Raw genomic sequence first — 26,310 nt, 5'->3', positions numbered from 1 at the left:
GTGATAGCTCTCACTTGCCGGGGTGAGCGCATCGGCGGCGGGAATCCACCGTGCACTATGGATAGTGTGAGTCAACGCCTGGACCTACGGCCGAACCGTGTCGCCGTCCTATCGGTGCACACCTCACCACTGGCTCAACCGGGCACCGGCGACGCGGGCGGCATGAACGTCTACGTGCTGCAGACCGCGCTCCAGCTGGCTCGCCGCGGCACCGAGGTGGAGATCTTCACCAGGGCCACCTCCTCCAACCTGCCGCCCGTGCAAGAGGCGGGCCCGGGCGTGCTGGTTCGCAATGTGGTCGCAGGCCCGTTCGAGGGCTTGGACAAGCACGACCTGCCCACCCAGCTCTGCCCGTTCACCGCCGAGGTGCTGCGTCAGGAGGCCAGGCATCTGCCCGGCCACTACGACCTGGTGCACTCGCACTACTGGCTGTCCGGTCAGGTCGGCTGGCTGGCCAGGGATCGCTGGCGGGTGCCGCTGGTGCACACCGCGCACACGCTGGCCGCGGTGAAGAACGCCGCGCTCGCCGATGGTGATTCGCCGGAGCCGCTGACCCGCGAGATCGGCGAGAAGCAGGTGATCGCCGAGGCCGATCGGCTGGTCGCCAACACCATGGACGAGGCGCGTCAGCTCGTCGACCTGTACGGCGCGCAGCCCGAGCGCATCGATGTGGTGCCGCCCGGCGCTGACCTGATCCGCTACCAGCCCGGCGACAAGGCGGCGGCACGGGCAGCCCTCGGATTGTCCGCGGACGAGCAGGTCGTCGCGTTCGTCGGGCGGATCCAGCCGCTCAAGGCGCCCGATGTGCTGGTCCGCGCCGCCGCCGAACTGCTGCGCACCGCGCCGGGGCACCGGCTGCGCGTCCTCATCGTCGGCGGTCCGTCCGGCACCGGCCTGGCCAGGCCGGACGCGCTGATCGAACTCGCGGCGGCGCTCGGCATCGCCGATCGCGTCACCTTCCTGCCGCCGCAGCCGCCGGACCGGCTCGTCCTCGTCTACCGGGCCGCCGACGTGGTCGCGGTGCCGAGCTACAACGAATCCTTCGGTCTGGTCGCCATCGAGGCACAGGCCAGCGGCACCCCGGTGCTCGCCGCCGATGTCGGCGGGCTCGGCACCGCCGTCCGGCACGGTGAATCCGGCTTGCTCGTGCCCGGTCACCGGACGCCGGACTGGGCAGGCGCCCTCGGCTATCTGCTCGACAACCCCGAGCGGCTGCATCGGATGAGCGCCCGCGCGGTCGAACACGCGGCGAACTTCTCCTGGGAGCACACCGCCGATGGCCTGCTCGCCAGCTACTCCGCCGCGCTGGCCGATTTCCGGGACGAGCGGGCGGGTCGGCGTTCAGGCCGGGTGATCGGGGATCCGGTCGCCCACGGCATGGTGCGTGACGATGCGCGCGAAGGGGTACCCGGTGATCGCATTAACCTGGAACCGAACCAGGCCAGATCGCGGGCGCTGTGGCGGCGCAGGACGGGAGTACGTCGATGAGCGAGGCGCAGGCAACCGCGCAGCTGATCGACGCCACGCTGCGCGACAGGGAGATCGAGTACACCCGCTCGGGTGAAGAGACGTTCGTCGTCATCCTTCCCGGTGAGCGCAAGCTCAAGACCACCGTGATGCTGACCGTCGGCAAGCACGGGTTGCGCATCGAGTCGTTCGTCTGCCGCAAGCCCGACGAGAACTTCGAGGGCGTCTACAAATTCCTGCTGCGGCGCAACCGCAGGCTCTACGGCGTCGCCTACACCCTCGATCGGGTCGGCGACATCTACCTGGTCGGCCGGATTGCCACGCACGCCGTCACCGCCGACGAGCTCGATCGGGTGTTCGGCCAGATCCTCGAGGCCGTCGACGCCGATTTCAATGTGCTGCTCGAACTCGGTTTCGCCGAATCCATTCGCAAGGAATGGAAGTGGCGCGTCTCGCGCGGCGAATCGCTGAAGAACCTGCGTGCCTTCGAACATCTGGTGGATTCGGCGGACAAGCCGTAATCCCGGAAATCTTTTGGCTGTCAGTCGAATACCCGTAGTTCGTGGCTGTCTGCCGAGCACGTGCCCGGCGAATCGAGATGGATAGCGCGCGGTGGAAAGGAGCACGGGTGACAATCGCTTGTGATTCGGATCGTGAAGAAGGCACCGCGATGACTGTTTTGGCTTTGGATATCGGCGCGACGAAGTTCGCGGCAGGCATCGTGCACACCGGCCGGAAAGTGCGTGACGTGCGGCAGGCCATGGTGCCACCGGAGTCGGTCTGGGAGGTGTGTCGCGAACTGCTGCTCGAGGTGGCGGGGGACGCGCCGATCACCGCGGTCGGCATCGGCTCGGCCGGACCGGTCGACGTGCGTACCGGCATCACCATGCCGCTGAACATCCCCGAATGGAAGTCGGGATTCCCGATCGTCGCCGAGGTGCAGAAGCTGTTCCCCAGCGCGGCAATCCGATTCGCGATCGACGGCGCCTGCCTCGCGCTGGCCGAGCATCATGTCGGCGCGTTGCGCGGGCTGTCGAACGGGCTGGCGATGACGGTGTCGTCGGGGATCGGCGGCGGGCTCATCGCGGACGGGAAGGTCGTCCTCGGCCGCACCGGCAATGCCGGGCACATCGGACACATCGTCGTTCCTGGGTGGGATGTGCCCTGCGAATGCGGTGGTGTCGGCTGCGTCGAGGCGATCGCGAGCGGCATGTCCTCGGTGCGCTGGGCCGTCTCGCAAGGGTGGACCGGCAAGACCGGCGCCCAGCTGGCCAAGGCGGCGCACACCGGCGACGAGATCGCGCTGGCCGCACTGCATCGCGCGGGCACCGCCCTCGGCCAGGCGATCGCTTCGGCCGCCGCGTTGCTCGATGTCGATCGGGTCGTCATCGGCGGCGGTTTCGCGCAATCCGGTGAGCCGCTGTGGGATCCGCTGCGCGCGGCGGTCGCCAAGCACGCCCGCCTCAATTTCCTGGACGACCTGCACGTCGTGCTGTCGCGGATCACCGACGGCGCCACCCTCGTCGGCGCGGGCGTGCTCGCCGCGGGCCACGCGACCGCCGACACCATCGACTGACGCCAGCCCTGGTCATGGCCGATGAGCGCTGCGGCGACAGCATGGAAAGATGGCGGCCATGACGTACACCCTCGTGCTACTGCGCCACGGCGAGAGCGAATGGAATGCCCTGAACCTGTTCACCGGCTGGGTGGACGTGCACCTCACCGACAAGGGCATCGCCGAGGGCAAGCGCGCGGGGGAGCTGCTGGCCGAGCACGGCATCCTGCCCGACGTCGTCTACACCTCGCTGCTGCGCCGCGCGATCAGCACCGCGAACATCGCGCTCGACGCGGCCGACCGGCACTGGATCCCGGTGATCCGGGACTGGCGGCTCAACGAGCGGCACTACGGCGCGCTGCAGGGCAAGAACAAGCCGCAGACCCGCGCCGAATACGGCGACGAGCAGTTCATGCTGTGGCGCCGCAGCTATGACACTCCGCCGCCGCCGATCGACCCGACCGACGAGTACAGCCAGGAGGGCGATCCGCGCTACGCGGGCATCGAGGTGCCGAAGACCGAGTGCCTGCTCGATGTGGTCAAGCGGATGGTCCCGTACTGGGAGTCGACCATCTCCAAGGAACTGCTGACGGGCAAGACCGTGCTGGTTGCCGCGCACGGCAATTCGCTGCGCGCCCTGGTCAAGCACCTGGATCAGATTTCCGACGAGGACATCGCCGAGCTGAACATCCCGACCGGCATTCCGCTGCGGTACGAGCTGGACGAGAACCTGCGTCCGGTCCGTCCGCGCGAGTATCTCGATCCCGAAGCGGCGGCCGCAGGCGCTGCCGCCGTCGCGAATCAGGGCGCCAAGTAGCTCCTCGCTGACTTCGATCAACGCGCCGCGGCAGGCAATCGGCCGCGGCGCGTTGCTGTGTGCGCGCGGCGTTCTGGTCCGTGACAGTCATGCGACCGGTTGATCGGTGCGCGGTGCCGATCCGGCGAAATGCGGTGGCGATCGCCGCAGGTCGAAGCCTTGCTGTGGGATTGCTGGACCGATTCGGGCGGTGCTGTTCGCGTTGGCCTTCTGTGTTTTGCGTCACGCCGGTAGGTGTATTTGCCAGTGCTCGCTGGCTAGTTCAACTGCGCGTTGCGTAACTGAACATTCTCATTCGGAAACTCCCGCGTAGCGGCTGTTACCTGGGCTTTGGCTGCCCTGATGTCATCGCCCTCACGGTATGTAAATCTCCATTCGGATTTGCCCAGAAGTTACCCCTTGTCATTACCGACAGGTAAGTATGTAGACTTTGGGCGTTCGACCAGTCCGAGAGGTAGATCACGTCCGATGAAGTACGCGTTGCGCACCACAGTGGCGGCGGTTGCCGCCGCAATGCTGGGCCCCTTCCTCGTCAGCGGCGCTTCCGCCGCGCAGGCACCAACCGGCCCCGACGGCGGCGCCGCCGGAGCGGCCTGGGCCGCAACCCAGGACGGCCCGCAGCAGTATCCGAACATCAACATCCAGTGGGACGTCCCCATCGCGATGAGCGACGGAACTGTGTTGAAGGGCAACGTCTATCGCCCCGCGGACGCCTTCAACCGGCCCATCGATACGCCGACGCCGACGATCGTGAACCTGACTCCGTACACCAAGCTGGTGTCGAACCTGGCCGACCACGCGCAGTCCGTTCCCGGCCTGTCCGATGCGCTGTTCGGGCTGCTCCGCCAGATCGATCTGAGCGGCACCCCGCTGTCCGGCGTCACCGACCTGACCAAGGGCATCGGCGGTGGTGAGCTGCGCAGCTTCACCGTCGACCGCCAGCTCATCAAGAGCGGCTACTCGCAGGTCGTCGTCGACGTGCGCGGCACCGGCTTCTCCCAGGGCACCTGGGACATGCTGCGCGACCGTGAGCAGCAGGACACCATCGAGGTGATCGACTGGGCGGCCGCACAGCCGTGGTCCAACGGCCGCATCGGCATGAACGGCATCTCGTACTCCGGCATCAACCAGGTGCAGGCCGCGGAGAAGCGGCCCGCCGCACTGAAGACGATCTTCCCCGTTGTGCCGGGCAGTGACCTGGTCAACGATGTGCTCGCGCCGGGCGGCGGCTTCGGCACCGCCTTCATCCCGCTGTGGCTGACCGCCATCAACGGCACCAAGCTGGTCCCCGATCTGGCGTCGATGGTCAACGGGCAGTTCGACACGCAATGGCTCGCCGACCGCGTGCGAGATCCGTTCACGTTCATGGACGTTCTGCTCAACGCGTACACCACGACGCGCATCGACGATCTCGACCCGCGCGCCAAAGAGCTGCTGACCGACGGCTCGCGGCCTCGGCAGGCCTGGCTCGGCGACCCGAGCCGGATCCAAGTGCCCACCTTCGTCACCGGCGGCTGGCACGACTTGTTCACCTACTCGGAATCGAAGATCTACCAAGAGATTCCGCTGCCCGCAGGCCAGAAGCAGCTGCTGATGGGCAATACCTACCACCTCAACTCCGGTAACGAGTACGCGAAGCCTGGGCTGCCGCCTCGGTTGGATGTGTTGCAGCGCGCGTGGTTCGACAAGTGGCTCAAGGGCATCGACAACGGCATCGATGGATACGGCCCGATCACCCTGCGCCAGCAGGGCGGTGGCTGGATCACCACCGACTCGTTCGCCGAGCCGACCGAGCAGAAGCGCGGTGCGCAGAGTCCGGTGTATCGCCGGATGTACTTGTCCGCCAACCGCAGCGGCACCGCGGCCAGTGTGTACGACGGTTCGCTCACCGCGGCGGCCAACGAGGACACCGCGAGGCTTACCGTCGCGCCCGGTCTGACCACGCTGTGCTCCAACGACGCGGCACAGGCCACCGCGGGTGTGCTGTCGATCATCAATGGCTGCGGCGAAGATTCGCGGGTCGCGGAATTGAACGCGCTGAGCTTCACCAGCGATCCGGTCGCCGAGCCGACCAGCATCTCCGGGCGAATCGCGGTGCGGCTCAACACCGTTCAAGACGCGTCGGACGGGTACTGGGTGGCCACGGTCAACGACGTCGCGCCCGACGGCCGGTCGTCGGTGTTGTCCTCCGGCCAGCTGATGGCGTCGCTACGTGAGGTCGACGAGGCCAACAGCAGCAAGTCCGCCAACGGCGACTACACCGATCCGCGGGCGTTCACGTCGCTGGACAACCGGCAGCCGACGGTTCCCGGCGAGGCGACGACGCTGAACATCGCGTTGTCCGCCACCGAGGCGATCCTGCAGCCGGGGCACCGCCTGCGGGTGGATGTCTTCGCAGGCAACTTTCCGAAGGGCCTGCCGATCCTGCCGATGTTGCTCGACACCGGGCTGAAACCGCAGCACGTGCAGCTGGATCCGAACCGGCCGAGCTTCATCAACGTGCCGGTGCGTGGCAACCCCGGCTGGTGACAACAAGCTGAAGACCCGAAAAGGGCGCTGTCGTTTCGAATCCTTCGAGCGGTGGCGCCCTTTCGCTTTGGGCGAGAGGTGGGTGCGCGAGGTCAACAGTTGTGAGCCTGCACGATTTTTCGCGGTTCTCCAGCGAACCGGGTACACCCCCTGCTTCCCTCCCTACGGTTAGAGAACATCTGTTACCGAAGAGAGTGGATCCAATGAGGTATGCGCTCCGCACCGCGGCGTTGGTCGTCGCGGCGGTGGCCTCGGCCCCCTTCCTTTCACCCTCGGCCGCCGCGACTCCGGACGGCGGCGCGGCAGGCGCCGCGTGGGCCGCGGCCGAAGACGGCCCGCAGCAGTACCCGAACGTCTTCATCGAATGGGACGTGCCGATCACCATGAGCGACGGCACCGTGCTCAAGGGCAACGTCTATCACCCGGCAGATGCCATGGGACAACCGATTTCGACGCCGACGCCGACCATCGTCAACATGACGCCCTACACCAAGCTCGGCTCGATGATCGCGGACAGCATGATCTCGGTTCCGTGGTTGTCCGACGCGGTGATGCAGGTGGCGCGCGATGTCGACCTGTCAGGCACGCCGTTCTCCGGCATCACCGATCTGACCAAGGCGCTCGGCGGTGGCCTGATCCGCAACTTCACCGTGGACCGGCAGCTGATCAAGAGCGGATACACCCAGGTCGTCGTCGACGTCCGGGGAACCGGCTTCTCCCAAGGGATATGGGATCTGCTGCGCGAGCGCGAGCAGCAAGACACCGTCGAGGTGATCGACTGGGCCGCGCGGCAAGCGTGGTCGACCGGGGACATCGGCATGAACGGCGTGTCCTATTCGGGCCTGAACCAGCTGCAGGCCGGTGCCAAGAATCCGCCCGCGCTGAAGGCGCTCTTCCCGGTGGTGCCGAGCCGGAACCCGTTCCGCGACTTGGTCGCTCCCGGCGGCGGCATCGGCGTCACCTTCATGCCCGCCTGGTTGCTCGCGGTGAACGGCGCCAAGCTGGTGCCCGACCTGGCGTCGGTGCTGCGCGGGCAGTTCGACATGAAATGGTTGCTGGATCGGCTGGCCGATCCGTTCACCTTCCTCGACGCGCTGGTGAACATCCTGATCACCCCGGAGATCGACCAGCTCGACCCCAAGGTGCAGACGCTGCTGCATTCCGGCAGCGCGTTCCGGCAGGCGTGGGAGAACGACCCGAGCCGAATCACCGTGCCCACCTTCGTCACCGGCGGCTGGCACGACGTGTTCGTGAACTCGCAGGCCGATGTGTACCGGCGGCTGACCTTGCCGCCCGGTCAGAAACAGCTCTTCATGGGCGCCGGCTACCACATCAGCAACGGCAACGAATCCGGAAGGCCTGGTCTGCCGCCGCGCATGGACGTGCTGCAGCGGGCCTGGTTCGACAAGTGGCTCAAGGGCATCGACAACGGGATCGACGACTACGGTCCGGTGACGCTGCGCCAGCAGGGTGGCGGCTGGATCACCGCACCCTCCTTCCCACAGCCGGGTACCGAGCACCGGCGGATGTACCTGTCCGCCGCGCCGAGCGGGACCGGTGCGGCCAGCGTGCACGACGGTTCGCTGTTCGCGGAGCCGAGCCCGACCGTGGACCGGCTCACTGTCGCACCGGGATTGACCGGTGTCTGCTCACGGGACATGGCTCAGGAGACCGCGGGCGTGACATCGATCATCGACGGCTGCAGCAAGGACGCGCGGATCCAGGAACTCAACGGGCTGACCTTCACCAGCGCCCCGGTCGCGGAGCCGACGAGCATCTCCGGCCCGATCGCGGTCCGGCTCAACACGGTTCACGACGCGACCGACGGCTACTGGAATGTCACGGTGAACGATGTCGGCCCCGACGGGTACTCCTCGGTCCTGTCGTCGGGGCAGCTGGTCTCCTCGCTCCGCGCCATCGACGAGGGGCTGAGCACTCGCTCGCCGAACGGTGACTACACCGATCCGGTGCCGGACCTGTCGCTGGACAGCATGCGGCCGCCCGTGCCGGGAGAGCCGACGACACTGGACATTTCGGTGCCCGGCATCGAGGCGGTGCTGCAACCGGGGCATCGGTTGCGTGTCGATGTCTACGCGGGCAACTTCCCGCGCGGCCTGGCGCCGATGCCGCTGGTCGTGGACAGCGGCCTGCGCCCGCAACACCTGTTGCTGGATCCGATCCGGCCAAGTTTCGTGAATATCCCGGTGCGCGGAAACCCGGGCTGGTAAACCGTAACCCGGTCTGAGCGTGCACTTATCGCACATCAAAGCTCGAAATCGCGGGGTATGCGCGAATAGTGCATGCTCAGGCCAGGTTTCACCGCTAGTCCACCGCGGCGAAGGCCGCCTCCAGCGGCGGGAACACCGCCCTGGCGTCGTGCCCGGCGAACCACAGTCCGACGGTGAACACCGACACCGCCTCCAGATACTTGGCGCGGTGCAGCCCGCCCGCTGAAACCGGTTGCAGCTTCAGATCTTCCGTGAGCGTGGCCACCTGTCGCATTGCCGCTTCGTCGTCACCGCACAGTGGTACCGCGAGTCTGCGCTCGTCGAACACCCGCGCGTCGGACGCCCATACCTCGGCGGCGCAGACGTTGAAGGCCTTCACCACCCGAGCCTCCGGCGCGCCTGCGGCAACACGTTCGGCGACAGCGTCTTCCGTCAACACGAAGGCCGTTGTCCCCTGCGGCGCGGCCGCGTCGGGGGCGAAGGCATTGGTGCAGTCGATGACGGTGCGCCCGGCGAGCAGCTCGCCGACCGACCGCAGCACCTCGTCCAGCGCCGCCACCGGCAACGCGAGCAGCACCACCTCGCCGAACACCGCGGCGTCGCGGACGGTGCCCGCCTCGGCCCCGATCGCGGTCGCCGCGTCCGCTGCCCTGTCCGCCGACCTGGCGCCGACGAGCACCTCGTGCCCGGCCGCGACCCAGCCGCCGCCGAGCGCCCGCGCCATTGCTCCGGCGCCGATGATTCCGATTCGCATCGCAACTCCTAGAGGTTCACCCCGCGCGGTGGGCGCCGGGCGAGTGCGAGGCAGCCGCCTCGCCTGAATGTGTGCGACACCGACGGTAGGAATGCCGATAGGCACCTTCGGGTGCGCTTCGTTCGACCGGCGGCAGCGTCCGAACAAGTGCCGCGTGGCTTGCGCACGCGAACCGTTCGTCATAGCCGAACGATTTGGGATGCCGACCCGCCGTCGCGATGGCAAGCTGGTCGCATGACCACCGCGCCCGCCGAGCCGATTTCCGCCGAACGGGTGGAGTTCACGCCCTACGGCGATTTCGAGGCGGACTGCCCGGCCCGGCTCGGCGTCGACGTCTTCGGCAACTCCTGGCTACCGGTGGTCGTGTATATGTTGCGCGACGGTCCGATGCGCCCGAGCGACCTGCGCGCCACCATCGGCGGCATCAGCCAGAAGATGCTGACCCAGACCCTGCGGCGGATGGAGAAGATGACGCTCATCGAACGCCACCGCTACGCCGAAGCACCGCCGCGCGTCGAATACGAACTGACCGCCGCCGGACGCGACCTGCTCGTCCCGATCTACGCCCTCGGCGAGTGGGTGGACAAGCACGGCCGAGCGGTCGGCGCAGGCTTGGCGGGCCCGGATCCGGACAACGACGAAAATTTCGCCTAGACCAGCCCTGATCACAATCCGGCATTTCCGTACCCAACGGCACGTAAACGGTGAGCGAACAACGGCATAAGTGGCTATGACCTGCGCGAAACATAGCGTACCCGGAGTTGGTTACCGGGGTAGCGACCGTACGATTCAACTGTGAGTGTTCCGCAGGCCGTGCTCTTGGCAGTCCTGGCGGCTGTCGTTGGCCTGGCAGTCGGCGGGCTACTTATCCCCTATATGAATGCCCGACAGGCGGCCCGCAGACAGGCGGATTCCGGCCTGACGATGTCGCAGGTCCTCGACCTGATCGTGCTCGCCTCCGAGAGCGGCATCGCGGTGGTCGACGAGTACCGCGATGTGGTGCTCGTGAATCCGCGCGCCGAGGAGCTCGGCCTTGTCCGCAATCGCCTGCTCGACGAGCGGGCCTGGGCCGCGGTGGAAAAGGTGCTTGCCACCGGCGAATCCGCCGAGTTCGACCTCACCGCCAAGAACCCGGTGCCCGGCCGCGGCCGCATCGCGGTGCGTGGTGTCGCCCGCCAGTTGTCGCGCGAGGACACCAATTTCACAGTGCTCTTCGCCGACGACGATTCCGAACAGGCGCGCATGGAGGCGACCCGCCGCGACTTCGTGGCAAACGTCAGCCACGAGCTCAAAACCCCGGTCGGCGCGATGAGCCTGCTTGCCGAGGCCATGCTCGAATCCGCGGACGACCCGGAGGCGGTGCGCCACTTCGGACAACGAGTGCTCGGCGAGTCCCGCAGGCTCGGCAAGATGGTGACCGAACTCATCGCGCTCTCCCGCCTGCAAGGCGCGGAGAAGCTGCCCGAGCTCGAGGTGGTCGACGTGGACACCGTGGTGATGCAGGCGGTTGACCGCTCGCGCACCGCCGCCGAGGCCGCAGGGATCACCGTCAGCACCGACCGGCCGAGCGGGCTCGAGGTGCTCGGCGACGAGACCCTGTTGGTGACGGCGCTGTCCAACCTGGTGGAGAACGCGATCGCGTACTCGCCTGCCGGCTCGCACGTCTCGGTCAGCCGCTCGCTGCGCGGCGACCACGTCGCGATGGCCGTGACCGACCGCGGCATCGGCATCGCCAAGGAAGACCAAGAGCGGGTCTTCGAACGATTCTTCCGGTCCGACAAGGCGCGCTCGCGCGCCACCGGCGGCACCGGACTCGGGCTGGCTATCGTCAAGCACGTAGCCGCCAACCACAACGGTGAAATCACCCTGTGGAGCAAGCTGGGTACCGGTTCGACGTTCACCCTGCGAATACCTGCGCACCACGAGGCCGACGGAGAAGAGGATTCCGCCGGTCCGACGGTGAGCATGAGAGAAACAAGCCCGCGCCCTCCGGGGCCGGGTCGACCCAATGGTGTGGAGGCACGCAGATGACGAGTGTGTTGATCGTCGAGGATGAGGAGTCGCTGGCCGATCCGCTCGCGTTCCTGCTGCGCAAGGAAGGGTTCGAGGTCACCGTTGTCGGTGACGGACCGTCCGCGCTTGCCGAGTTCGATCGGTCCGGTGCAGACATTGTGCTGCTCGACCTCATGCTCCCGGGCATGAGCGGCACCGACGTGTGCAAGCAGTTGCGTACCAGGAGCGGCGTGCCGGTAATCATGGTTACCGCACGGGACAGCGAGATCGACAAGGTGGTCGGGCTGGAGCTCGGCGCCGACGACTATGTCACCAAGCCGTACTCGGCGCGCGAGCTGATCGCACGCATCCGGGCCGTGCTGCGGCGCGGCGCCGGTGACGAGCTGGATGGCACGAACGAAAGCGGCGTGCTGGAAGCGGGCCCCGTCCGGATGGACGTGGACCGCCACACCGTGCTGGTCAACGGGAAGCCGGTCACGTTGCCGCTCAAGGAATTCGACCTGCTCGAATACCTGCTGCGCAACTCCGGCCGGGTGCTCACCCGCGGCCAGCTGATCGATCGCGTCTGGGGCGCCGACTACGTCGGTGACACCAAAACCCTTGACGTGCACGTGAAGCGGCTGCGCTCCAAGATCGAGGCCGACCCGGCGAAGCCGGAACACTTGGTCACGGTCCGCGGGCTTGGCTACAAGCTAGAGGCTTAGCAAGACAGAAAAACGGCCGAGGACACTGCGGGAGTCCTCGGCCGTTTCGTCGTGCCTCGCCGCAGCGGCGGAGGTCAGGGGAAGTAGGTCCACGTCGGGCCGAGGCCGGGGACGTCCATCTTGCGTAGCGTGATCCAGCCGAGGTCGTCTTCCTGCATGCAGTCGTAGACGTCGGCCGCGCTGGTGCCGCGGCACGCGATGGTGCGCGAGATGCCGTACGGGCTCATGATCAGGTTCTTGCCCTGCGCGGCGGCATTCGGCGCGTCGGGGGTGTTGGCGGGGACGAAGTCAGCGGTGAAGTCGGCGTACTTTGCGGGGTCACCGTTCGGTTCGGCGTGCGCGACGCCAGGAAGACACAGCATGGCGCCGAGCGAAACGGCGGCCATGGTCAAAACTTTCTTGGACATGACCGCACATCAAACAGCAAACAGGTGAAGTCCGCATGCCGTGCAGGTGAACGAGGTGCAAGCCGACATACCGGGGGCTCAGGCGCCGGCTGGATCCGGCATGCGGTTCGCGTGCACCGTCGCCGGGTGGATCGCGATGAGCCCGAGGCCTTCTCGGCGTTTGCAGTGCCGTGCGAGCTCCTCGTAGGCCGGGGCACCCAACAATTCTTTCAATTCCGGTCCGTAGGACTGCCAGACCGGCCTGGTGCCGACGTGCGCGTCCGGCGAGCCCGAGCAGTACCACGCCAGGTCGGCGCCGCCGGGACCCCAGCCGCGGCGGTCGTACTCGGTGACGGTGGTGCGCAGGATCTGCACGCCGTCCGGACGGTCGACCCAGTCCTGGGTGCGCCGGATCGGCAACTGCCAGCACACATCCGGCTTCACCTCGAGCGGCTCGATGCCGCGGCGCAGCGCCATCGTGTGCAGCGAACAGCCGACGCCGCCCTCGAAGCCGGGGCGGTTCAGGAAAATGCAGGCACCGTCGAATCTGCGGGTGCGCAAGGCGGGTTCGTCCTCGAGCTCGTCGAGCTCGAGGTAGCCCTTCTTGGTGACCTTGCCGTTGGCGTCCTGCGCCTCGCTCATCAGCTGCCAGTCCGCAGGTGTGAGCATTTTCACAGCGTGTTGCAGCCGCTTGCGATCGTCCTTGTCGGAAAGGAACGCGCCGTGCGAGCAGCAGCCGTCGTCGGGGCGGTCGGGCAGGATGCCCTGGCATGCCGGCGTGCCGAAGACACACGTCCAGCGCGACAGTAGCCAGGTCAGATCCGCGACGATGAGATGCTCATCGTTTGCTGGATCGACGAACTCGATCCACTCGCGGGGGAAATCCATGTCGACCTCAGGACTCGGATCGATCTTCCCCGCTGGTCGGGGCCGGGTCTGGCCGCTCGTCGATGCGCCTACCGTCACACCTCGGAACGCTAACAGTTCAGTCGCCTGGCCTAAAGGGCCGGTTCACCCAGTACCGTGTTCTTGTGCGGTTAGGGGTACTCGACGTCGGAAGTAATACCGTTCACCTGCTGGTGGTGGACGCGCACCGGGGTGGCCACCCCATGCCGATGAGCTCGACAAAGGCCACTTTACGGCTGTCGGAAAACATCGACGGCGAGGGCAGAATCACCGAAGAGGGCGCCCAGCGCCTCATCGCGACCGTCGCCGAATTCGCCAGCATCGCCGAGACTTCCAAGTGCGTCGAGCTGATGCCGTTCGCCACCTCGGCGCTGCGCGAGGCCGCGAATTCCGAAGATGTGCTCGGGCGTGTCCGGGCGCAGACCGGGGTCGATCTGCAGGTGCTCTCCGGTGTCGACGAGGCGCGGCTGACCTTTCTCGCGGTGCGCCGCTGGTTCGGCTGGAGCGCGGGCCGCATCCTCAACCTCGACATCGGCGGCGGCTCGCTGGAAATGACGAACGGCGGCGACGAGGAACCCGATGTCGCGCTGTCGCTGCAACTCGGTGCCGGACGGTTGACCAGGGAATGGCTGCGCGAGGATCCGCCGGGCAAGCGCCGCGTCAACGTGCTGCGCGACTGGCTCGACGCGGAACTGACGCTACCGGCGAAACAGCTGATCGCAGCGGGTAAACCGGATCTCGCGGTCGGCACGTCGAAGACCTTCCGCTCGCTGGCCAGACTGACCGGGGCGGCACCCTCGGCGGCGGGCCCTCGGGTGCGTCGTACACTCACCAGCTCAGGTCTGCGGCAACTGATTGCGTTCATCTCGCGGATGACTGCCGCGGACCGTGCAGAATTGGAAGGCGTAAGTTCCGATCGGTCACAGCAATTGGTGGCTGGCGCATTGGTCGCGGAGGCGAGTATGCGGGCACTATCGCTGGAGTCCCTCGAGATTTGTCCGTGGGCGCTGCGGGAAGGGCTGATCCTGCGCAAACTGGATACCGACATGAATGGCGGACCCCGGGCGACGATCTTGCCGGGCCCGGCGGCCAACAGTGGTCGCAAGGGCTCAGGTGAGGCTGCGCTACCGGGGCCCATAGGGACGGTCTCATCATGAGTGACGATAAACAGCTATCGGTCGCCGAGCTGCTGGCCCGCAACGGCCAGCAGGGCGCGTCGTCCGCCGGTGGGGGCAGGCGCCGCCGCGGTGGTCGCGGCATCTCGGTGGCCGAACTGACCGGTGACATGCCTGCCATCGGCAGTGGACAGTCGTCGCACGCCGCACCGGACACCGACGAGCCCGCCTACGAGCCGCCACCCGCGTACGAACCGCCACCTGCCTACGAACCGCCCGCGCCGGAGCCGGTGTCGTATGCGCCGCCCGCGCCGGAACCGTCGTCGTACTCGCCGATATCCGGCCCGATCTCGATGTACGACCCGCTCGCCGCGTACGCGCCGCCCGAGCCGCAGGCCGATCCGCTGCCTGGCTGGTCGAGCCGGGTGATGCCGGGACGTGAGATGCCTGGATCGCGGCACAGCACGCCGGTCGATCCGCTGTCGCCGCGCACCCCGGTCGCCGATCTGTATGCGCCGTCGCCCAATCCGTATGCGCCGACGCCCAATCCCTACGCGTCCGATCCGGCGCCCGTCGAGCCGCCGCCGGAGCCTCGTTCCGGCCGCAGGCGCAGGCATGCCGAACCGGACGAGGAGACCACCGAGGTACGCCCGATCCGCGATGCGGGCAGGCTCGATCCCGGCGGCCGTGGGGCAGCGGGCGGCGCACTGCCGGACCGTGCCGGATCGAACGGTCGCAACGGCGCCGCAGGCGGTCGCGCCGCGCGCCGCAGGGCCGCCGAGGCGGACGAGGAGGTCGCACCGTCGACCGCGGCGTGGTCGCCGACCGCCGGATACGAGCCGGAGTCCGCGCCGCTGCCCGCAGTCTCGCCGCCGGAACCGCAGCGAAGATCATCACCGCGCAACGGCGCTGCCGAGGGCGGCCTGCCCGCCTGGTCGGCGCGAAGACGGAAATCCGATGCGCCACCACGCGTCGAGGCCGAGCCGGAGCCCGAGGGCATCTCGACCGCGGCGTGGTCGCTGGCGAGCCAGGATCAGCAGTTGCTCTCCGGCCAGACGGTCGCGGGTGATCTGCTCAGGGACGGTGTCGAGCGCGCGGAACGCGCGGGCGCCGAGCGTGACGCCAAACGTGGCAGGGGCAAGCGTGATTCGGGTCGCGCCCCGGTCGACGAGCTCGAAATGTATGACGGTAAAACGGACTATTTCGCGCCGGTCCACCTCGACGAGGACGAGCACGACCACCTCGACGACCTCGACGAACACGAGGACGCCGCCGCGCCGCGCCGCTCCAGAGTCGGGCGAAAGGCCGCGAAGGCCGAATACGACGCCAACCGCCGCCAGTGGCTGATCCTGGGCGGGCAGAGCACCGGCGCCGCCGTCGCAGGCATGTTGTTGTTCAAGGGCTTCGAGCGGATGTGGGAGATGCTCCCCTGGGTGGCGCTGGCCCTGGCGATGATCGTGATTCTCGGCTTGGTCGCGCTGGTGCGCATCCTTCGCCGCACCGACGACGTGCTGAGTACGGTGATCGCGGTCGTCGTAGGCGTCTTCGTCACGCTCGGGCCGCTAGCCTTTCTCCTCAGTACGAACTGAGGCAGGGAGCGGCTGTGGGGCAGATCGGGCAGGCGGACGAGACCAAGGTGCGGCACGCGCCCGGCGTTGGCGGGCGTCCTGCGGCGACGTCGCCCGGCGAGCTCGCGGGTGCGCCGGACCGCAGGCAGATCCTCGTCGGCCTCTCGACGGCCTCGGTGTACCCGCAGAACACCGAGGCGGCCTTCCGATACGCGGCCGAACTCGGTTACGACGGCGTCGAATTGATGGTCTGGGCCGAGCCGGCCAGTCAGAGCATCGCCACGGTGCAGTCCTATGTCCGCAAGTACGCCGTTCCGGTGATCGCGATCCACGCGCCGTGCCTGCTGATCTCCCAGCGGGTGTGGGGCCCGGATCCGATCGCCAAGCTCGAGCGCAGCGTGCGGACCGCGGAGGCGCTCGGCGCGGCCACTGTCGTCGTGCATCCGCCGTTCCGCTGGCAGCGCCGCTACGCCGAGAACTTCGCCACCCAGGTCGCCGAGCTCGAGGAGCAGAGCCCGGTCATCGTCGCGGTGGAGAACATGTTCCCGATGCGCGCCGACACCTTGTTCGGGCGCGGCGAACGCTCGGTGAAGCGGCTGGAGCGCCGCGGTGGTCCCGGACTCGGCCTGACCGCGTTCAGCCCGTCCTACGACCCGACCGACACCGGTTTCGCGCACTACACCCTCGACCTGTCGCACACCGCGACCGCGGGCGCCGACCCGCTGGCGCTGGCCGCCCGGATGGGTCATGGCCTGGCCCATCTGCATCTGGCCGACGGTCGCGGCGCCGCGCACGACGAACATCTCGTGCCCGGCGAAGGCACGCAACCCTGCGTCGAGGTGTGCGACACCTTGGTGCGCAACGGTTTTGCCGGTCAGGCGGTCGCCGAGATCAACACGCAGACCGCGCGCACCACCGCGGATCGTGCGGCCATGCTGCATCGCACGCTCGCCTTCGCGCGCCTGCATCTCAACGGTCAGACCGCGCCGACGCCGACCTCGGCCCATCACGCCTGACGCGAAAAGCCCCGGCCTGCGCCGACGTGATAAATCTCGCGTTCGGCCCTAGAGGCCAAGGGGAATGCCAGTTGCCGCGCTGTTCGTTCTACGCTGTAAGACGCCGCGTGCCCGCAACCCGACGCCGACGCGGCGGTGAGCGAGGAGTGATTATGACGACGGAGCTCGGCCTCAAACAGGCCAGCGCGACCGATGCGCCGTTCAGCAGGGTGCTCGCGCTGACCGAATTGCTGTCGACGAGCCCGGACACCGGTCGCTACCTCGGCATCATCGATCGAGTCTGGACGATCGGCAAGAAGGTGCACGGCGGCACCATGGTCGCGGCCACCGCCGCGGCGGGCCTGAAGTGGCTGCGCACCACCGATCCGGCGCTGGCAGGCATGGCGCCGATCGCCGCGAGCTCCGACTTCCTCGGCGCGCCCGATCCGGGCGAGGTCGAATACCAGGTGCACATCCGCAAGGTCGGCCGCCAGATCTGCCTGGCCGACGTCAACCTGGTCCAGAACGACCGCACACTGGTGCGCACCGCGCTGACCTTCGGCCATCTCGACGACACCGCGCCGCGCTATGCGCGCGAGTACGACGACATGCCCGTCGCGCCGCCCGCCGACGCCGTCGGCTACGAGCCGGGCTCCCCGATGGGCAAGATCGTGCACGTCGGCGAGGCTGCCGACCTCTACATCGATCGGGAATGGGCCCGATTCCTCGACAGCGAGCAGGGCGAGCCGCGCCTTCGCCTCTGGATCCGCCCCCGCGCCGCCGACGCGCAGGACCCGGAAGTCGCTATGCACTTCGCGATGATGAGCGCGGATATGAGCCCGCCGGTCCCGGCCAACCTCGGCCTCTTCGGCTGGTCGCCCACCGTGCAGATGACCACCTATCTGCGCCGCAAGCCCGCCCCCGGCTGGCTGCGCGTCATCGCGACCACGCACGAGATCGGCGGCCGGATGTTCGACGAGGATCACCTCGTCCTCGATGCCACCGGTGCGGTCGTCGCACAGAGTCGGCAACTGGCCCTGATTCCGCAGGGATGAGCGCCGTCTAGCCTTAACCCTCATGACAAGGATTGCGGTTATCGGTGGCGGGCGCATCGGCGAGGCGTTGCTCGCCGGTCTGCTCGAGTCGGGGCGACTGGCCAAAGACCTGGTCGTCGTCGAGCCGGTGGCCGAGCGCGCCGCACAGGTAGCCGAGCGGTTCGGCGTGCGGGTGACCGATTCGGTCGCCGATGCGTCGGTGGGCGCCGACCTGCTGGTGGTCGCGGTCAAGCCCGCCGATGTCGACGCCGTGATGACCGCGCTCGGCAAGGCCGCGCTCAGCGACAACGCGAGCGTCGGCAACGACCGTGATCAGATCCTGGTTTCGCTGGCCGCCGGGGTGCCGACCTCGCGGCTGGAGGCCAAGCTGCCCGCCGGGTTCCCCGTGGTGCGGGTGATGCCGAATACGCCGATGCTGGTCGGCCAGGGCATGAGCGTGCTCGCGCCCGGCCGTTATGCCCGGCCGCAGCAGCTGGAATTGGTGACCGATGTGCTCGGCGCGGTCGGCAAGGTGGTGACCGTCGCGGAGTCGCAGATGGATGCGGTCACCGCGGTTTCCGGGTCGGGCCCCGCCTACTTTTTCCTGGTCGTCGAGGCCATGGTGGACGCGGGTGTCGGCCTCGGCCTGACCCGCGAGGTCGCCACTCAGCTGGTGGTGCAGACCATGGTCGGCTCGGCGGCCTTGCTCGACGACTCCGACCAGTCGCCTGCCGAGCTGCGCGCCGCGGTCACGTCGCCTGCGGGCACCACGGCGGCGGCCGTGCGCGAGCTCGAGCGCGGCGGCCTCCGCTCGGCGTTCATCGAGGCGCTGTACGCCGCCAAACATCGCTCGGCGGAGCAGGGCGGCGTGGTGGACGGGCCGACAGGCGCAGGCGCGTAACTGCGGGGACTCCTACGCCGCGACGTGCCCGGACCCGCAGGATGTGGGCAGGCTCACCTACGGCACCCAGAAAGCGACAAATCGAACACGGCACATCCATAAGGTGACCGGTCGGTTCCCGATGGGAAAAGCTGATTTCTCACTCCCGTCGCAGTAACACCACTGGTCCCGCTAAGCTTCAAGGAGCACGTGCGTGTCTGTTCCGCCGGTGGGGAAGCCGGCGGCGCGGACGTGCCGGAGGTCAATGGTGCAATGATGTCTAACAAGATGTCTGCTAGTAGCTCAGGGAGCTCGAGCGGCTCCGGCCCCTCAGGCCCCCGAGCTGGTTCCCGGGCGCAAGGCGCCGCGGGGTCGCAGGGTCAACCGATACTCGGTGGCACTCAGTTCCTCACGGTCGCCGAGGTGGCGAGCCTGATGCGAGTGTCCAAGATGACGGTGTACCGGCTTGTGCATTCCGGTGAGTTGCCCGCTGTGCGGGTGGGTCGTTCGTTCCGGGTGCACGCCAAGGCGGTGCACGACTATCTCGAAACGTCCTACTTCGACGCCGGATGAGGCGGTTTCGAAGGGAGCCGGACGTGCCGGTACGATAGATCCTCGGTTCGTGTTCGCCCGCCGGTGGCGCCCCTGTGTGGTGCCCCGTGGTATCCGGCGGCGCGGACACTGGGCGTGAGGCTTGCCGAGCGACCGGTCAGTTGGCGTACGTGTGTAGCGTGCGCGCCGAGTAGAGAGAACGCGAGGAACAACCCTATGGGTTCTGTGATCAAGAAGCGCCGCAAGCGCATGTCGAAGAAGAAGCACCGCAAGCTGCTTCGCCGCACCCGCGTGCAGCGGCGCAAACTCGGCAAGTAAGCGCTACGCGATAGCTGGAGGGCCCGTCACCAATAAGGTGGCGGGCCTTTTCGTTTGAAATACCAAATTTTGAAATCGCCTGTTGTGCCTGGTGATAGAAGTCATCGTTAGATCCTGGTAAATAACATCGGAACCCACGAACACAGCGGCTACCCTGGGACACGGGGATAATTGAAATGGGGGCTTGTCAAGGTGGGATGCGGTGCCGGTGGGTTCTGACGCTCGGGACGGAGACACGCCGAAGGTCGTGTTGGTGACCGGTGCCAGTCGCTTCTTCGGTGGCGCCCTGGTCGCACGTCTCGCGCAGGATCCGGGCATCGAACGCATTCTCGCCGTCGACACCATGACGCCGAGTCGTGAGCTGCAGCGACGCATGGGCCGGGCCGAATTTGTCCGCGCCGACATCCGAAATCCATTGATTCGTAAGGTGATCGACGGCTCGGCGGTGGACACCGTTGTGCACACCGCCGTGCTGGCCAGGCCGCCTGCCGGCGCCACCCGCGCGGTGATGAAGGACCTCAACGTGCTCGGCGCCATGCAACTGCTCGCGGTCTGTCACAAGGCGCCGACCATGCGCAGGGTGGTGGTGCGTTCCTCGTCCGCGGTCTATGGATGCAGCGCAAAGGACCCGGCGAAATTCACCGAGGAAATGAGCGCGCGCACACCACCGCGCGGCGGGTTCGCGCACGACATGATCGAAATCGAAGGTTTCGTTCGTGGTCTTGCACGCCGGCGCCCCGATATCGCCACGGCAATTTTGCGTTTCGCACCGATCGTCGGGCCGCGGCTGGCCGGTCGCGGTGTGCAGTATCTCCGTTCACCGATCACGCCGACGGTGTTCGGCCGCGACGCAAGGCTGCAGTTGCTGCACGAGGAGGACGCGGTCGCGTCCCTTGCCCATGCCGCGCTTGCCGGTCGCGGTGGCACGTACAACATCGCCGGTGACGGCGCCCTCACCCTGTCGCAAGCGGTGCGCAGGGCGGGCCGCGTCGAGTTCCCGGTGCCGTTCGGGCTGTTCCGCACGGCGGGCCGGGTGCTGATGGGCCCGGTGATGCGCGAATTCAGCGGCGAACAACTCGACTATTTCCATTTCGGTTGTGGCCTCGACACCACCAGGATGCGTGCCGAACTCGGGTTCGTGCCGCGCTGGACGACGGTGCAGGCCTTCGACGACTTCATCGGGGGCGCAGCGTCGCGGCCCGTCATCAATCCCGCGTGGATCGATGCCGCAGAAACCAAACTGCTCGGCCTGCTCGGGGCCGGTACGGGAGCACAGCAATGAACGATGTAGCGAAAGTCATCCACCTCCACGACACGCAGATCGACGCGCGCCCGCGCCCGACCACCCGGCGCTGGCCGGAGCATGCACTGGGCGAAGCGCCCAGCTCGGTGACTTCGCTGACCGATCGGCTCGCCGCCACCGAACCTCCTGCGCCGCAATCGTTGTCGGATCTGCTGCGGGACCTGGTCGGCAAGCAGATCGGCAAGACCGCCGACTTCGCCAGGCGCCGGATCACCGGCGACTACCAGGTGGACGAGTTCGGCTTCGACGAACACCTGCTCGAATCCGTGATCCTGCCCGCGCTGCGGCCGATGTCCGACCTGTGGTTCCGGGTGCAGGTGAGCGGGATGGAGAACATTCCGGAGGTGGGCGGTGCGTTGATCGTCGCCAACCACGCGGGCACGGTGCCGTTGGACGGACTGATGCTGCAGCTGGCGATCCACGACCGGCATCCCAAGCAGCGGGCGCTGCGGCTGCTTGCCGCCGACCTGATCTTCGAAACCCCGGTGCTCGGCGTGCTCGCCCGCAAGGCCGGGCACACGCTGGCCTGCCGCGAGGACGCCGAGCGGTTGCTCCGCTCCGGCGAGCTGACCGGTGTCTTCCCCGAGGGATTCAAGGGTGTCGGCAAGCAATTCGCCGATCGCTACAAGCTGCAGCGGTTCGGCCGCGGCGGTTTCGTGGCCGCGGCGGTGCGCACCGGCGTGCCGATCATCCCGTGCTCGATCGTCGGCTCCGAGGAGATCTACCCGAAGCTGGCCGACATCAAGCCGCTGGCGCGGCTGCTCGGCCTGCCGTATTTCCCGGTGACGCCGCTGTTCCCGCATCTCGGCCCGCTCGGCGCGCTGCCGCTGCCGTCGAAGTGGTACATCGAATTCGGCGCGCCGATCCCGACCACCGGTTACGAGCCGGAGGCCGCCGACGATCCGATGACCATGTTCGAGGTCACCGATCAGGTGCGGGAGACGATCCAGTCGACGCTCTACAAGCTGCTCACCAAGCGGCGCAACCCGTTCACCGGCTGACCGGCCGCGCCCTCCCTGATCGCCCACCGAACGGAGCACACCGACCGCAGCTGCACCGCCAACCGTCGTCCCGGCGAACGCCGGACACCAGTCGGTAAACCCCTCGGCCGCACTGGTTTCCGGCGTTCGCCGGACCGACGGGCCGATGATCGACGCAGTGCGGGATCGACTCAGCGCGGATCGACTTGGCGTGGGATCGACTCTTGGTGCCGGATCGACTCAGTGATCACGGCGACGAGTGACGGCCGCCGCGACCGCGCCACCCGCGGCGCCGAGCGCCAAAGCCGTTGGCACGCCGATCTTCGCGGCCTTGCGCCCGGTGCGGAAGTCACGGATTTCCCAGCCCCGGTTCTTCGCGACCTCACGCAGATCGGAGTCCGGGTTGATCGCGACCGCGGTGCCGACCAGCGACAGCATCGGCACGTCGTTGTGGCTGTCCGAGTACGCGGTACACCGCTTGAGGTTCAACCCCTCCCGGATCGCCAGCGTGCGCACCGCGTGCGCCTTGCCGAGCCCGTGCAGGATGTCGCCGACCAGCCGCCCGGTGAACTTGCCGTCCACGCTTTCGGCCACCGTGCCGAGCGCGCCGGTCAGGCCGAGCCGCTTGGCGATCACCTGCGCCAGCTCGACCGGCGTCGCGGTGACCAACCACACCTGCTGTCCCGCATCGAGATGCATCTGCGCGAGCGCCCTTGTCCCCGGCCAGATCTTGTCGGCGATGATCTCGTCGTAGATCTCCTCGCCGAGCTCGGCCAGCTCCGCGGTGGGGCGGCCCGCGATGAACGCAAGCGCCTTCTCCTTGCCGCTGGCCATGTCGGAGCTGTTCTCCCGCCCGGTGACTCGGAACTTCACCTGTTTCCAGGCGACGTCGACCAGGTCGGAGGTCTTGAAGTACTTGCGCGCGGCCAACCCTCGGGCGAAGTGCACGATCGACGCGCCCTGCACCATCGTGTTGTCCACGTCGAAGAACGCCGCCGCGGTCAGGTCGCGCGGCACCTCGGGTCCGGTCGTATCCGCTTCCGCCGCCGCTAATTCCGCGTCGTGCAGGGACAGCGCCGCGTCGGCACTGGCCTCACCCGCCAGATTGGCGCGCAATTCTTCCTCGCTGGGGCCGAAGGGGCTCCGAGGGATGCGGGCAAGCTGATCCTGCAGACCCTGGCCGAGTGGGCCCAGATTCCACCGTGCCGGAAACTCGCCGAATCGTCCCGCGATGAATCCGGCCCTTGCCACCTTCGATCGTTCCGGCACCGTACCTCCGCCCGTCGCGCGAACCACGTCCACAGTAACTGGGTCCGGTGACAGTCACGGCAGGACCTGGCACACCGATTCGGGCGTGGCGAGGCGATTTAATGTTCGCCATGACCAATCCCACACATTCGGTGACCTTGTTGACGAGATCCGGCTGTGGCCTGTGCACCGTGGCGCTGGACCAGCTGCGAGTGATCTGCGCCGACTTCGGCATCGAGCCTGCCACGGTGGACGTCGATGTGGCCGCAGGCACCGACCCGAGCCTGCGCGCTGAGTTCGGCGACCGGTTGCCGGTGGTGCTGCTCGACGGTCGTGAGCACAGCTATTTCGACGTCGACGAGGGCCGATTGCGCGCCGACCTGATGCGCTGAGGGCTAGCTTTGGGCGCTCGTTTCCGCCGCAGCGCTGGTCGCGGCGGAAAATGAGGCCAATTTCACCGACTTTGTGAAGGGCTGCACAAGCAGTTACGGTGGTGGCACGCGGACCCGCTTGCCCAGGCTGCGGACCCACCGCGTACAGACATCCAGCATCCGACACTTCGACCATGGCACCGGACCGTCCCGGGCCAGAGGTCCAGCGACGAACCGGACCCGATCGGGCCGGACGAGGAGCCGAAGACGTGACAGAGCAGCATGAGGCGCCGGGCGGCGTCTCCGGCAGGGCTCTGCAGAAGGATATTCCGCAGGCCACCGTCGCCAGGTTGGCCACGTACCTCCGGGTCCTTGCCACGTTGGCCGACGACGGTGTTGCCATCGTATCGAGTGAGGAACTGGCTGTCGCGGCGGGTGTCAATTCGGCCAAGTTGCGCAAGGATCTGTCGTTCCTCGGACCCAACGGCGTACGGGGTGTCGGCTATGACGTAGCCAAGTTGCGGGCGAGGATCGAGGACGTGCTCGGCCTGTCGCAAGGACACCGTGTGGTGCTCGTCGGCGCCGGGAATCTCGGCCGGGCCCTGGTCGGCTACGGCGGGTTCCAGCGGCGTGGCTTCACCGTGGTCGGCATCTTCGACAACGACCCCGAGATGATCGGGCTTCCGGTGGCTGGGCTGGTGGTCTGTGATGTGGCCGGGCTGGCCACCGCGGTCGCCACGCTGGAGCCGACCATCGCGGTGATCACCGTTCCCGACGACGCGGCCCAGGACGCCTGCGACCGGCTGGTCGCGGCCGGGCTGCAGTCCATCCTGAGCTTCGCGCCCTGCGAGCTGATCGCGCCTGCCGATGTCGAGGTCCGCCGCGTCGATCTCGCGGTCGAGCTGCAGATGCTCTCGTTCGAGCGAGTACGCAACGCGGACAACGCCTCCGAGACACCCGTGCCGCAGGCGCCTGCCCCGGCCGAGGTGGCGCGGCCGGTCTCGAATCGGATCAGCCGGACGGCGCACTCTTCGGCCGCGCACCCGGCCCTCAAGCACTCGGCGGCCGCGCATTCGGCGACCTCGCATACGGCAACGGAGCCAAGCAGCAAGGGATCGGTGGTTACCCCATGAGTGTTCTTCTGGTCGGAATTTCACACCGGAGTGCTCCGGTTTCCGTGCTGGAGAAGGTGGCCATCACCGACGCCGACCGGCCCAAGCTGATCGATCGCATGCTGGCCTCCAGCCACGTTTCCGAGGCGATGATCGTGTCGACCTGCAATCGCGTCGAGGTCTACGCCGTAGTCGACGCCTTCCACGGCGGCCTCGCCGAGGTCGGCGACCTGCTCACCAAGCATTCCGGGCTGCCGCTGCCCGACCTGACCAAGCACGCCTACGTCCGCTACAGCGAGGCCGCCGCCGAGCACCTGTTCGCGGTGGCCAGCGGGCTGGATTCGATGGTGATCGGCGAGCAGCAGGTGCTCAGCCAGATCCGCGGCGCCTATGCCTCCGCCGATGCGCAGCAGGCGGTCGGCCGCACCATGCACGAGCTGGCTCAGCACGCGCTGCGGGTCGGCAAGCGCGTGCACTCGGAGACCGGGATCGACCGTGCCGGCGCCTCGGTGGTGTCGGTTGCGCTGGATCGGGCCCAGCATGTGGTCGGCCCGCTGGCGGGCCGCACCGCGGTGGTCGTCGGGGCAGGCGCGATGGGCGGCCTTGCGGTGGCTCATCTTTCGCGTGCGGGCATCGGCCGGATCATCGTGGTGAACCGCACCATGGCGCGGGCGCAGCGGCTCGCCGAGACCGCGGGCACGCACGGCGTCGCCGCGTCGGCGCTCGAGCTGTCCCGGCTCACCGAGGCGATGTCCGAGGCAGACGTGGTGATCACCTGCACCGGCGCGGTCGGCAACGTGGTGACGCTGGCCGACACCCATCGGGCGTTGACCGAGCGGGAGCGTGCCGCCGAATTCGGCGGCGCGGAACGGCCTTTGGTGTTCTGCGACCTCGGCCTGCCGCGTGACGTCGAGCACGCCGTCGCCGGTCTGCCCGGCGTCACGGTCATCGATATCGAGACGCTGCAACGGGATCCGGCCGCGGGCGCGGCCGCCGACGACACCGCGGCGGCCCGTGCGATCGTGGCCGACGAACTTGCCAAGTACCTGACCGGCCAGCGGATGGCCGAGGTCACCCCGACCGTCGCCGCGCTGCGCCAGCGCGCCGCCGAAGTGGTCGAAGCCGAACTGCTGCGGTTGGATTCGCGGCTGCCGAGCCTGGCCGATCCGGAACGTGACGAGGTGGCGCGCACGGTGCGCCGGGTGGTCGACAAGCTGCTGCACGCGCCGACGGTGCGGGTCAAGCAGCTGGCCTCCACCCCGGGCGGCGACAGCTACGCCGAGGCGCTTCGCGAACTGTTCGAGCTGAAACCCGGTGCGGCGCAGGCGGTTGCCGCGCCGATGGAGATCACCACGATCGGCGAGCACGCGGGCATGCTGCTGACCGACGCCGACATCGCGCTCGCCGACGACTTCACCGCGGGACACCGCGGTGACGACCAAGGACAGGCGACATGACGCGGGGACGGTTCGACA

The 26,310-nt window shown here is 67.9% G+C and carries 25 protein-coding genes; 21 read left to right on the top strand and 4 right to left on the bottom strand.

Annotation, left to right across the window (positions count from 1 at the left end; genetic code table 11):
- Positions 1-57: 57 nt before the first annotated feature.
- From mshA to NA11_RS05525, 6 genes are all read left to right on the top strand, one after another.
- The gene (mshA, locus tag NA11_RS05550; protein WP_069160641.1) at positions 58-1,488 is read left to right on the top strand and encodes a D-inositol-3-phosphate glycosyltransferase; all 1,431 of its coding nucleotides are present in this window, start codon (positions 58-60) and stop codon (positions 1,486-1,488) included.
- On the top strand, positions 1,485-1,988 hold the full coding sequence (locus tag NA11_RS05545; protein ID WP_069160640.1) for a type III secretion system chaperone family protein: 504 nt from the start codon (positions 1,485-1,487) through the stop codon (positions 1,986-1,988). Before mshA ends, NA11_RS05545 begins: the two co-directional genes overlap by 4 nt.
- Positions 1,989-2,137: 149 nt before the next feature.
- Positions 2,138-3,043 carry an ROK family protein gene (locus NA11_RS05540; protein ID WP_069160780.1) on the top strand — a complete coding sequence of 302 codons (906 nt, stop codon included), beginning with the start codon at positions 2,138-2,140 and terminating at the stop codon, positions 3,041-3,043.
- A 58-nt stretch (positions 3,044-3,101) separates the two neighbouring features.
- Complete coding sequence (locus NA11_RS05535) at positions 3,102-3,839, top strand: phosphoglyceromutase (RefSeq protein WP_069160779.1); 738 nt, start codon at positions 3,102-3,104, stop codon at positions 3,837-3,839.
- Positions 3,840-4,307: 468 nt separating this feature from the next.
- A complete protein-coding gene (locus NA11_RS05530) occupies positions 4,308-6,368 on the top strand; it encodes a CocE/NonD family hydrolase (protein ID WP_069160639.1) in 2,061 nt (686 codons plus the stop codon).
- Between the two features lie 203 nt (positions 6,369-6,571).
- Positions 6,572-8,596, top strand: coding sequence for a CocE/NonD family hydrolase (locus tag NA11_RS05525; protein ID WP_069160638.1), 2,025 nt, complete (start codon positions 6,572-6,574; stop codon positions 8,594-8,596).
- Between the two features lie 94 nt (positions 8,597-8,690).
- On the opposite strand, the gene NA11_RS05520 is transcribed toward NA11_RS05525, so the two are convergent.
- Positions 8,691-9,350, bottom strand: a complete 660-nt coding sequence (locus tag NA11_RS05520; RefSeq protein ID WP_069160778.1) for an NADPH-dependent F420 reductase — start codon at positions 9,348-9,350, stop codon at positions 8,691-8,693.
- A gap of 234 nt (positions 9,351-9,584) precedes the next feature.
- On the opposite strand from NA11_RS05520, the gene NA11_RS05515 reads away from it, so the two are divergent.
- The 3 genes from NA11_RS05515 (at position 9,585) to NA11_RS05505 (ending at position 12,067) form a co-directional block, all read left to right on the top strand.
- A complete protein-coding gene (locus NA11_RS05515; protein WP_069160637.1) occupies positions 9,585-10,004 on the top strand; it encodes a winged helix-turn-helix transcriptional regulator in 420 nt (139 codons plus the stop codon).
- Between the two features lie 141 nt (positions 10,005-10,145).
- The gene (locus tag NA11_RS05510) at positions 10,146-11,381 is read left to right on the top strand and encodes a sensor histidine kinase (protein ID WP_069160636.1); all 1,236 of its coding nucleotides are present in this window, start codon (positions 10,146-10,148) and stop codon (positions 11,379-11,381) included.
- The gene (locus NA11_RS05505; protein WP_069160635.1) at positions 11,378-12,067 is read left to right on the top strand and encodes a winged helix-turn-helix domain-containing protein; all 690 of its coding nucleotides are present in this window, start codon (positions 11,378-11,380) and stop codon (positions 12,065-12,067) included. Before NA11_RS05510 ends, NA11_RS05505 begins: the two co-directional genes overlap by 4 nt.
- A 74-nt stretch (positions 12,068-12,141) precedes the next feature.
- Here the strand turns inward: NA11_RS05505 and NA11_RS05500 are convergent, their stop codons facing one another.
- Both NA11_RS05500 and NA11_RS05495 read right to left on the bottom strand, forming a co-directional pair.
- Positions 12,142-12,474, bottom strand: coding sequence for a hypothetical protein (locus tag NA11_RS05500; protein ID WP_245745727.1), 333 nt, complete (start codon positions 12,472-12,474; stop codon positions 12,142-12,144).
- A 78-nt stretch (positions 12,475-12,552) separates the two neighbouring features.
- On the bottom strand, positions 12,553-13,341 hold the full coding sequence (locus NA11_RS05495; RefSeq protein ID WP_084654191.1) for a DUF3109 family protein: 789 nt from the start codon (positions 13,339-13,341) through the stop codon (positions 12,553-12,555).
- Positions 13,342-13,484: 143 nt separating this feature from the next.
- Between NA11_RS05495 and NA11_RS05490 the strand changes: the two genes are divergently transcribed.
- The 9 genes from NA11_RS05490 (at position 13,485) to NA11_RS05455 (ending at position 22,125) form a co-directional block, all read left to right on the top strand.
- On the top strand, positions 13,485-14,516 hold the full coding sequence (locus tag NA11_RS05490; RefSeq protein ID WP_069160634.1) for a Ppx/GppA family phosphatase: 1,032 nt from the start codon (positions 13,485-13,487) through the stop codon (positions 14,514-14,516).
- Entirely contained in the window at positions 14,513-16,063 is a 1,551-nt protein-coding gene (locus tag NA11_RS46135) for an Rv0497 family membrane protein (RefSeq protein WP_069160633.1), read from the top strand. Before NA11_RS05490 ends, NA11_RS46135 begins: the two co-directional genes overlap by 4 nt.
- 128 nt (positions 16,064-16,191) lie before the next feature.
- Positions 16,192-17,058 (top strand): sugar phosphate isomerase/epimerase family protein, encoded by an 867-nt coding sequence (locus NA11_RS05480; protein WP_069160775.1) that lies wholly within the window; start codon positions 16,192-16,194, stop codon positions 17,056-17,058.
- Positions 17,059-17,210: 152 nt separating this feature from the next.
- Complete coding sequence (locus NA11_RS05475) at positions 17,211-18,092, top strand: thioesterase family protein (RefSeq protein ID WP_084654188.1); 882 nt, start codon at positions 17,211-17,213, stop codon at positions 18,090-18,092.
- Positions 18,093-18,114: 22 nt separating this feature from the next.
- Positions 18,115-18,972 (top strand): pyrroline-5-carboxylate reductase, encoded by an 858-nt coding sequence (gene proC / locus NA11_RS05470; RefSeq protein WP_069160632.1) that lies wholly within the window; start codon positions 18,115-18,117, stop codon positions 18,970-18,972.
- Between the two features lie 267 nt (positions 18,973-19,239).
- A complete protein-coding gene (locus NA11_RS05465) occupies positions 19,240-19,524 on the top strand; it encodes a helix-turn-helix domain-containing protein (RefSeq protein WP_245745726.1) in 285 nt (94 codons plus the stop codon).
- Between the two features lie 195 nt (positions 19,525-19,719).
- On the top strand, positions 19,720-19,821 hold the full coding sequence (locus NA11_RS43745) for a 30S ribosomal protein bS22 (protein ID WP_003402602.1): 102 nt from the start codon (positions 19,720-19,722) through the stop codon (positions 19,819-19,821).
- 247 nt (positions 19,822-20,068) lie between these two features.
- Positions 20,069-21,103: an NAD-dependent epimerase/dehydratase family protein gene (locus NA11_RS05460; RefSeq protein ID WP_245745741.1), complete on the top strand. Its 1,035-nt coding sequence runs from the start codon at positions 20,069-20,071 to the stop codon at positions 21,101-21,103.
- Positions 21,100-22,125 (top strand): lysophospholipid acyltransferase family protein, encoded by a 1,026-nt coding sequence (locus NA11_RS05455; RefSeq protein WP_069160631.1) that lies wholly within the window; start codon positions 21,100-21,102, stop codon positions 22,123-22,125. The genes NA11_RS05460 and NA11_RS05455 overlap by 4 nt, the downstream gene beginning before the upstream one ends.
- A gap of 219 nt (positions 22,126-22,344) precedes the next feature.
- Here NA11_RS05455 and NA11_RS05450 read toward each other — a convergent pair whose 3' ends face one another.
- Complete coding sequence (locus tag NA11_RS05450) at positions 22,345-23,298, bottom strand: HAD family hydrolase (RefSeq protein WP_069160772.1); 954 nt, start codon at positions 23,296-23,298, stop codon at positions 22,345-22,347.
- 185 nt (positions 23,299-23,483) lie between these two features.
- On the opposite strand from NA11_RS05450, the gene NA11_RS05445 reads away from it, so the two are divergent.
- The 3 genes from NA11_RS05445 (at position 23,484) to NA11_RS05435 (ending at position 26,292) form a co-directional block, all read left to right on the top strand.
- Positions 23,484-23,744, top strand: coding sequence for a glutaredoxin family protein (locus NA11_RS05445; protein WP_069160771.1), 261 nt, complete (start codon positions 23,484-23,486; stop codon positions 23,742-23,744).
- 248 nt (positions 23,745-23,992) lie between these two features.
- Positions 23,993-24,856 (top strand): redox-sensing transcriptional repressor Rex, encoded by an 864-nt coding sequence (locus NA11_RS05440; RefSeq protein WP_069160630.1) that lies wholly within the window; start codon positions 23,993-23,995, stop codon positions 24,854-24,856.
- Complete coding sequence (locus NA11_RS05435; RefSeq protein ID WP_069160629.1) at positions 24,853-26,292, top strand: glutamyl-tRNA reductase; 1,440 nt, start codon at positions 24,853-24,855, stop codon at positions 26,290-26,292. Before NA11_RS05440 ends, NA11_RS05435 begins: the two co-directional genes overlap by 4 nt.
- Positions 26,293-26,310 lie beyond the last annotated feature (18 nt).

The organism is Nocardia altamirensis NBRC 108246 (genome assembly GCF_001612685.1).
GTDB classification, from domain to species: domain Bacteria; phylum Actinomycetota; class Actinomycetes; order Mycobacteriales; family Mycobacteriaceae; genus Nocardia; species Nocardia altamirensis.
This window is presented reverse-complemented; position numbering and strand designations above follow the sequence as displayed.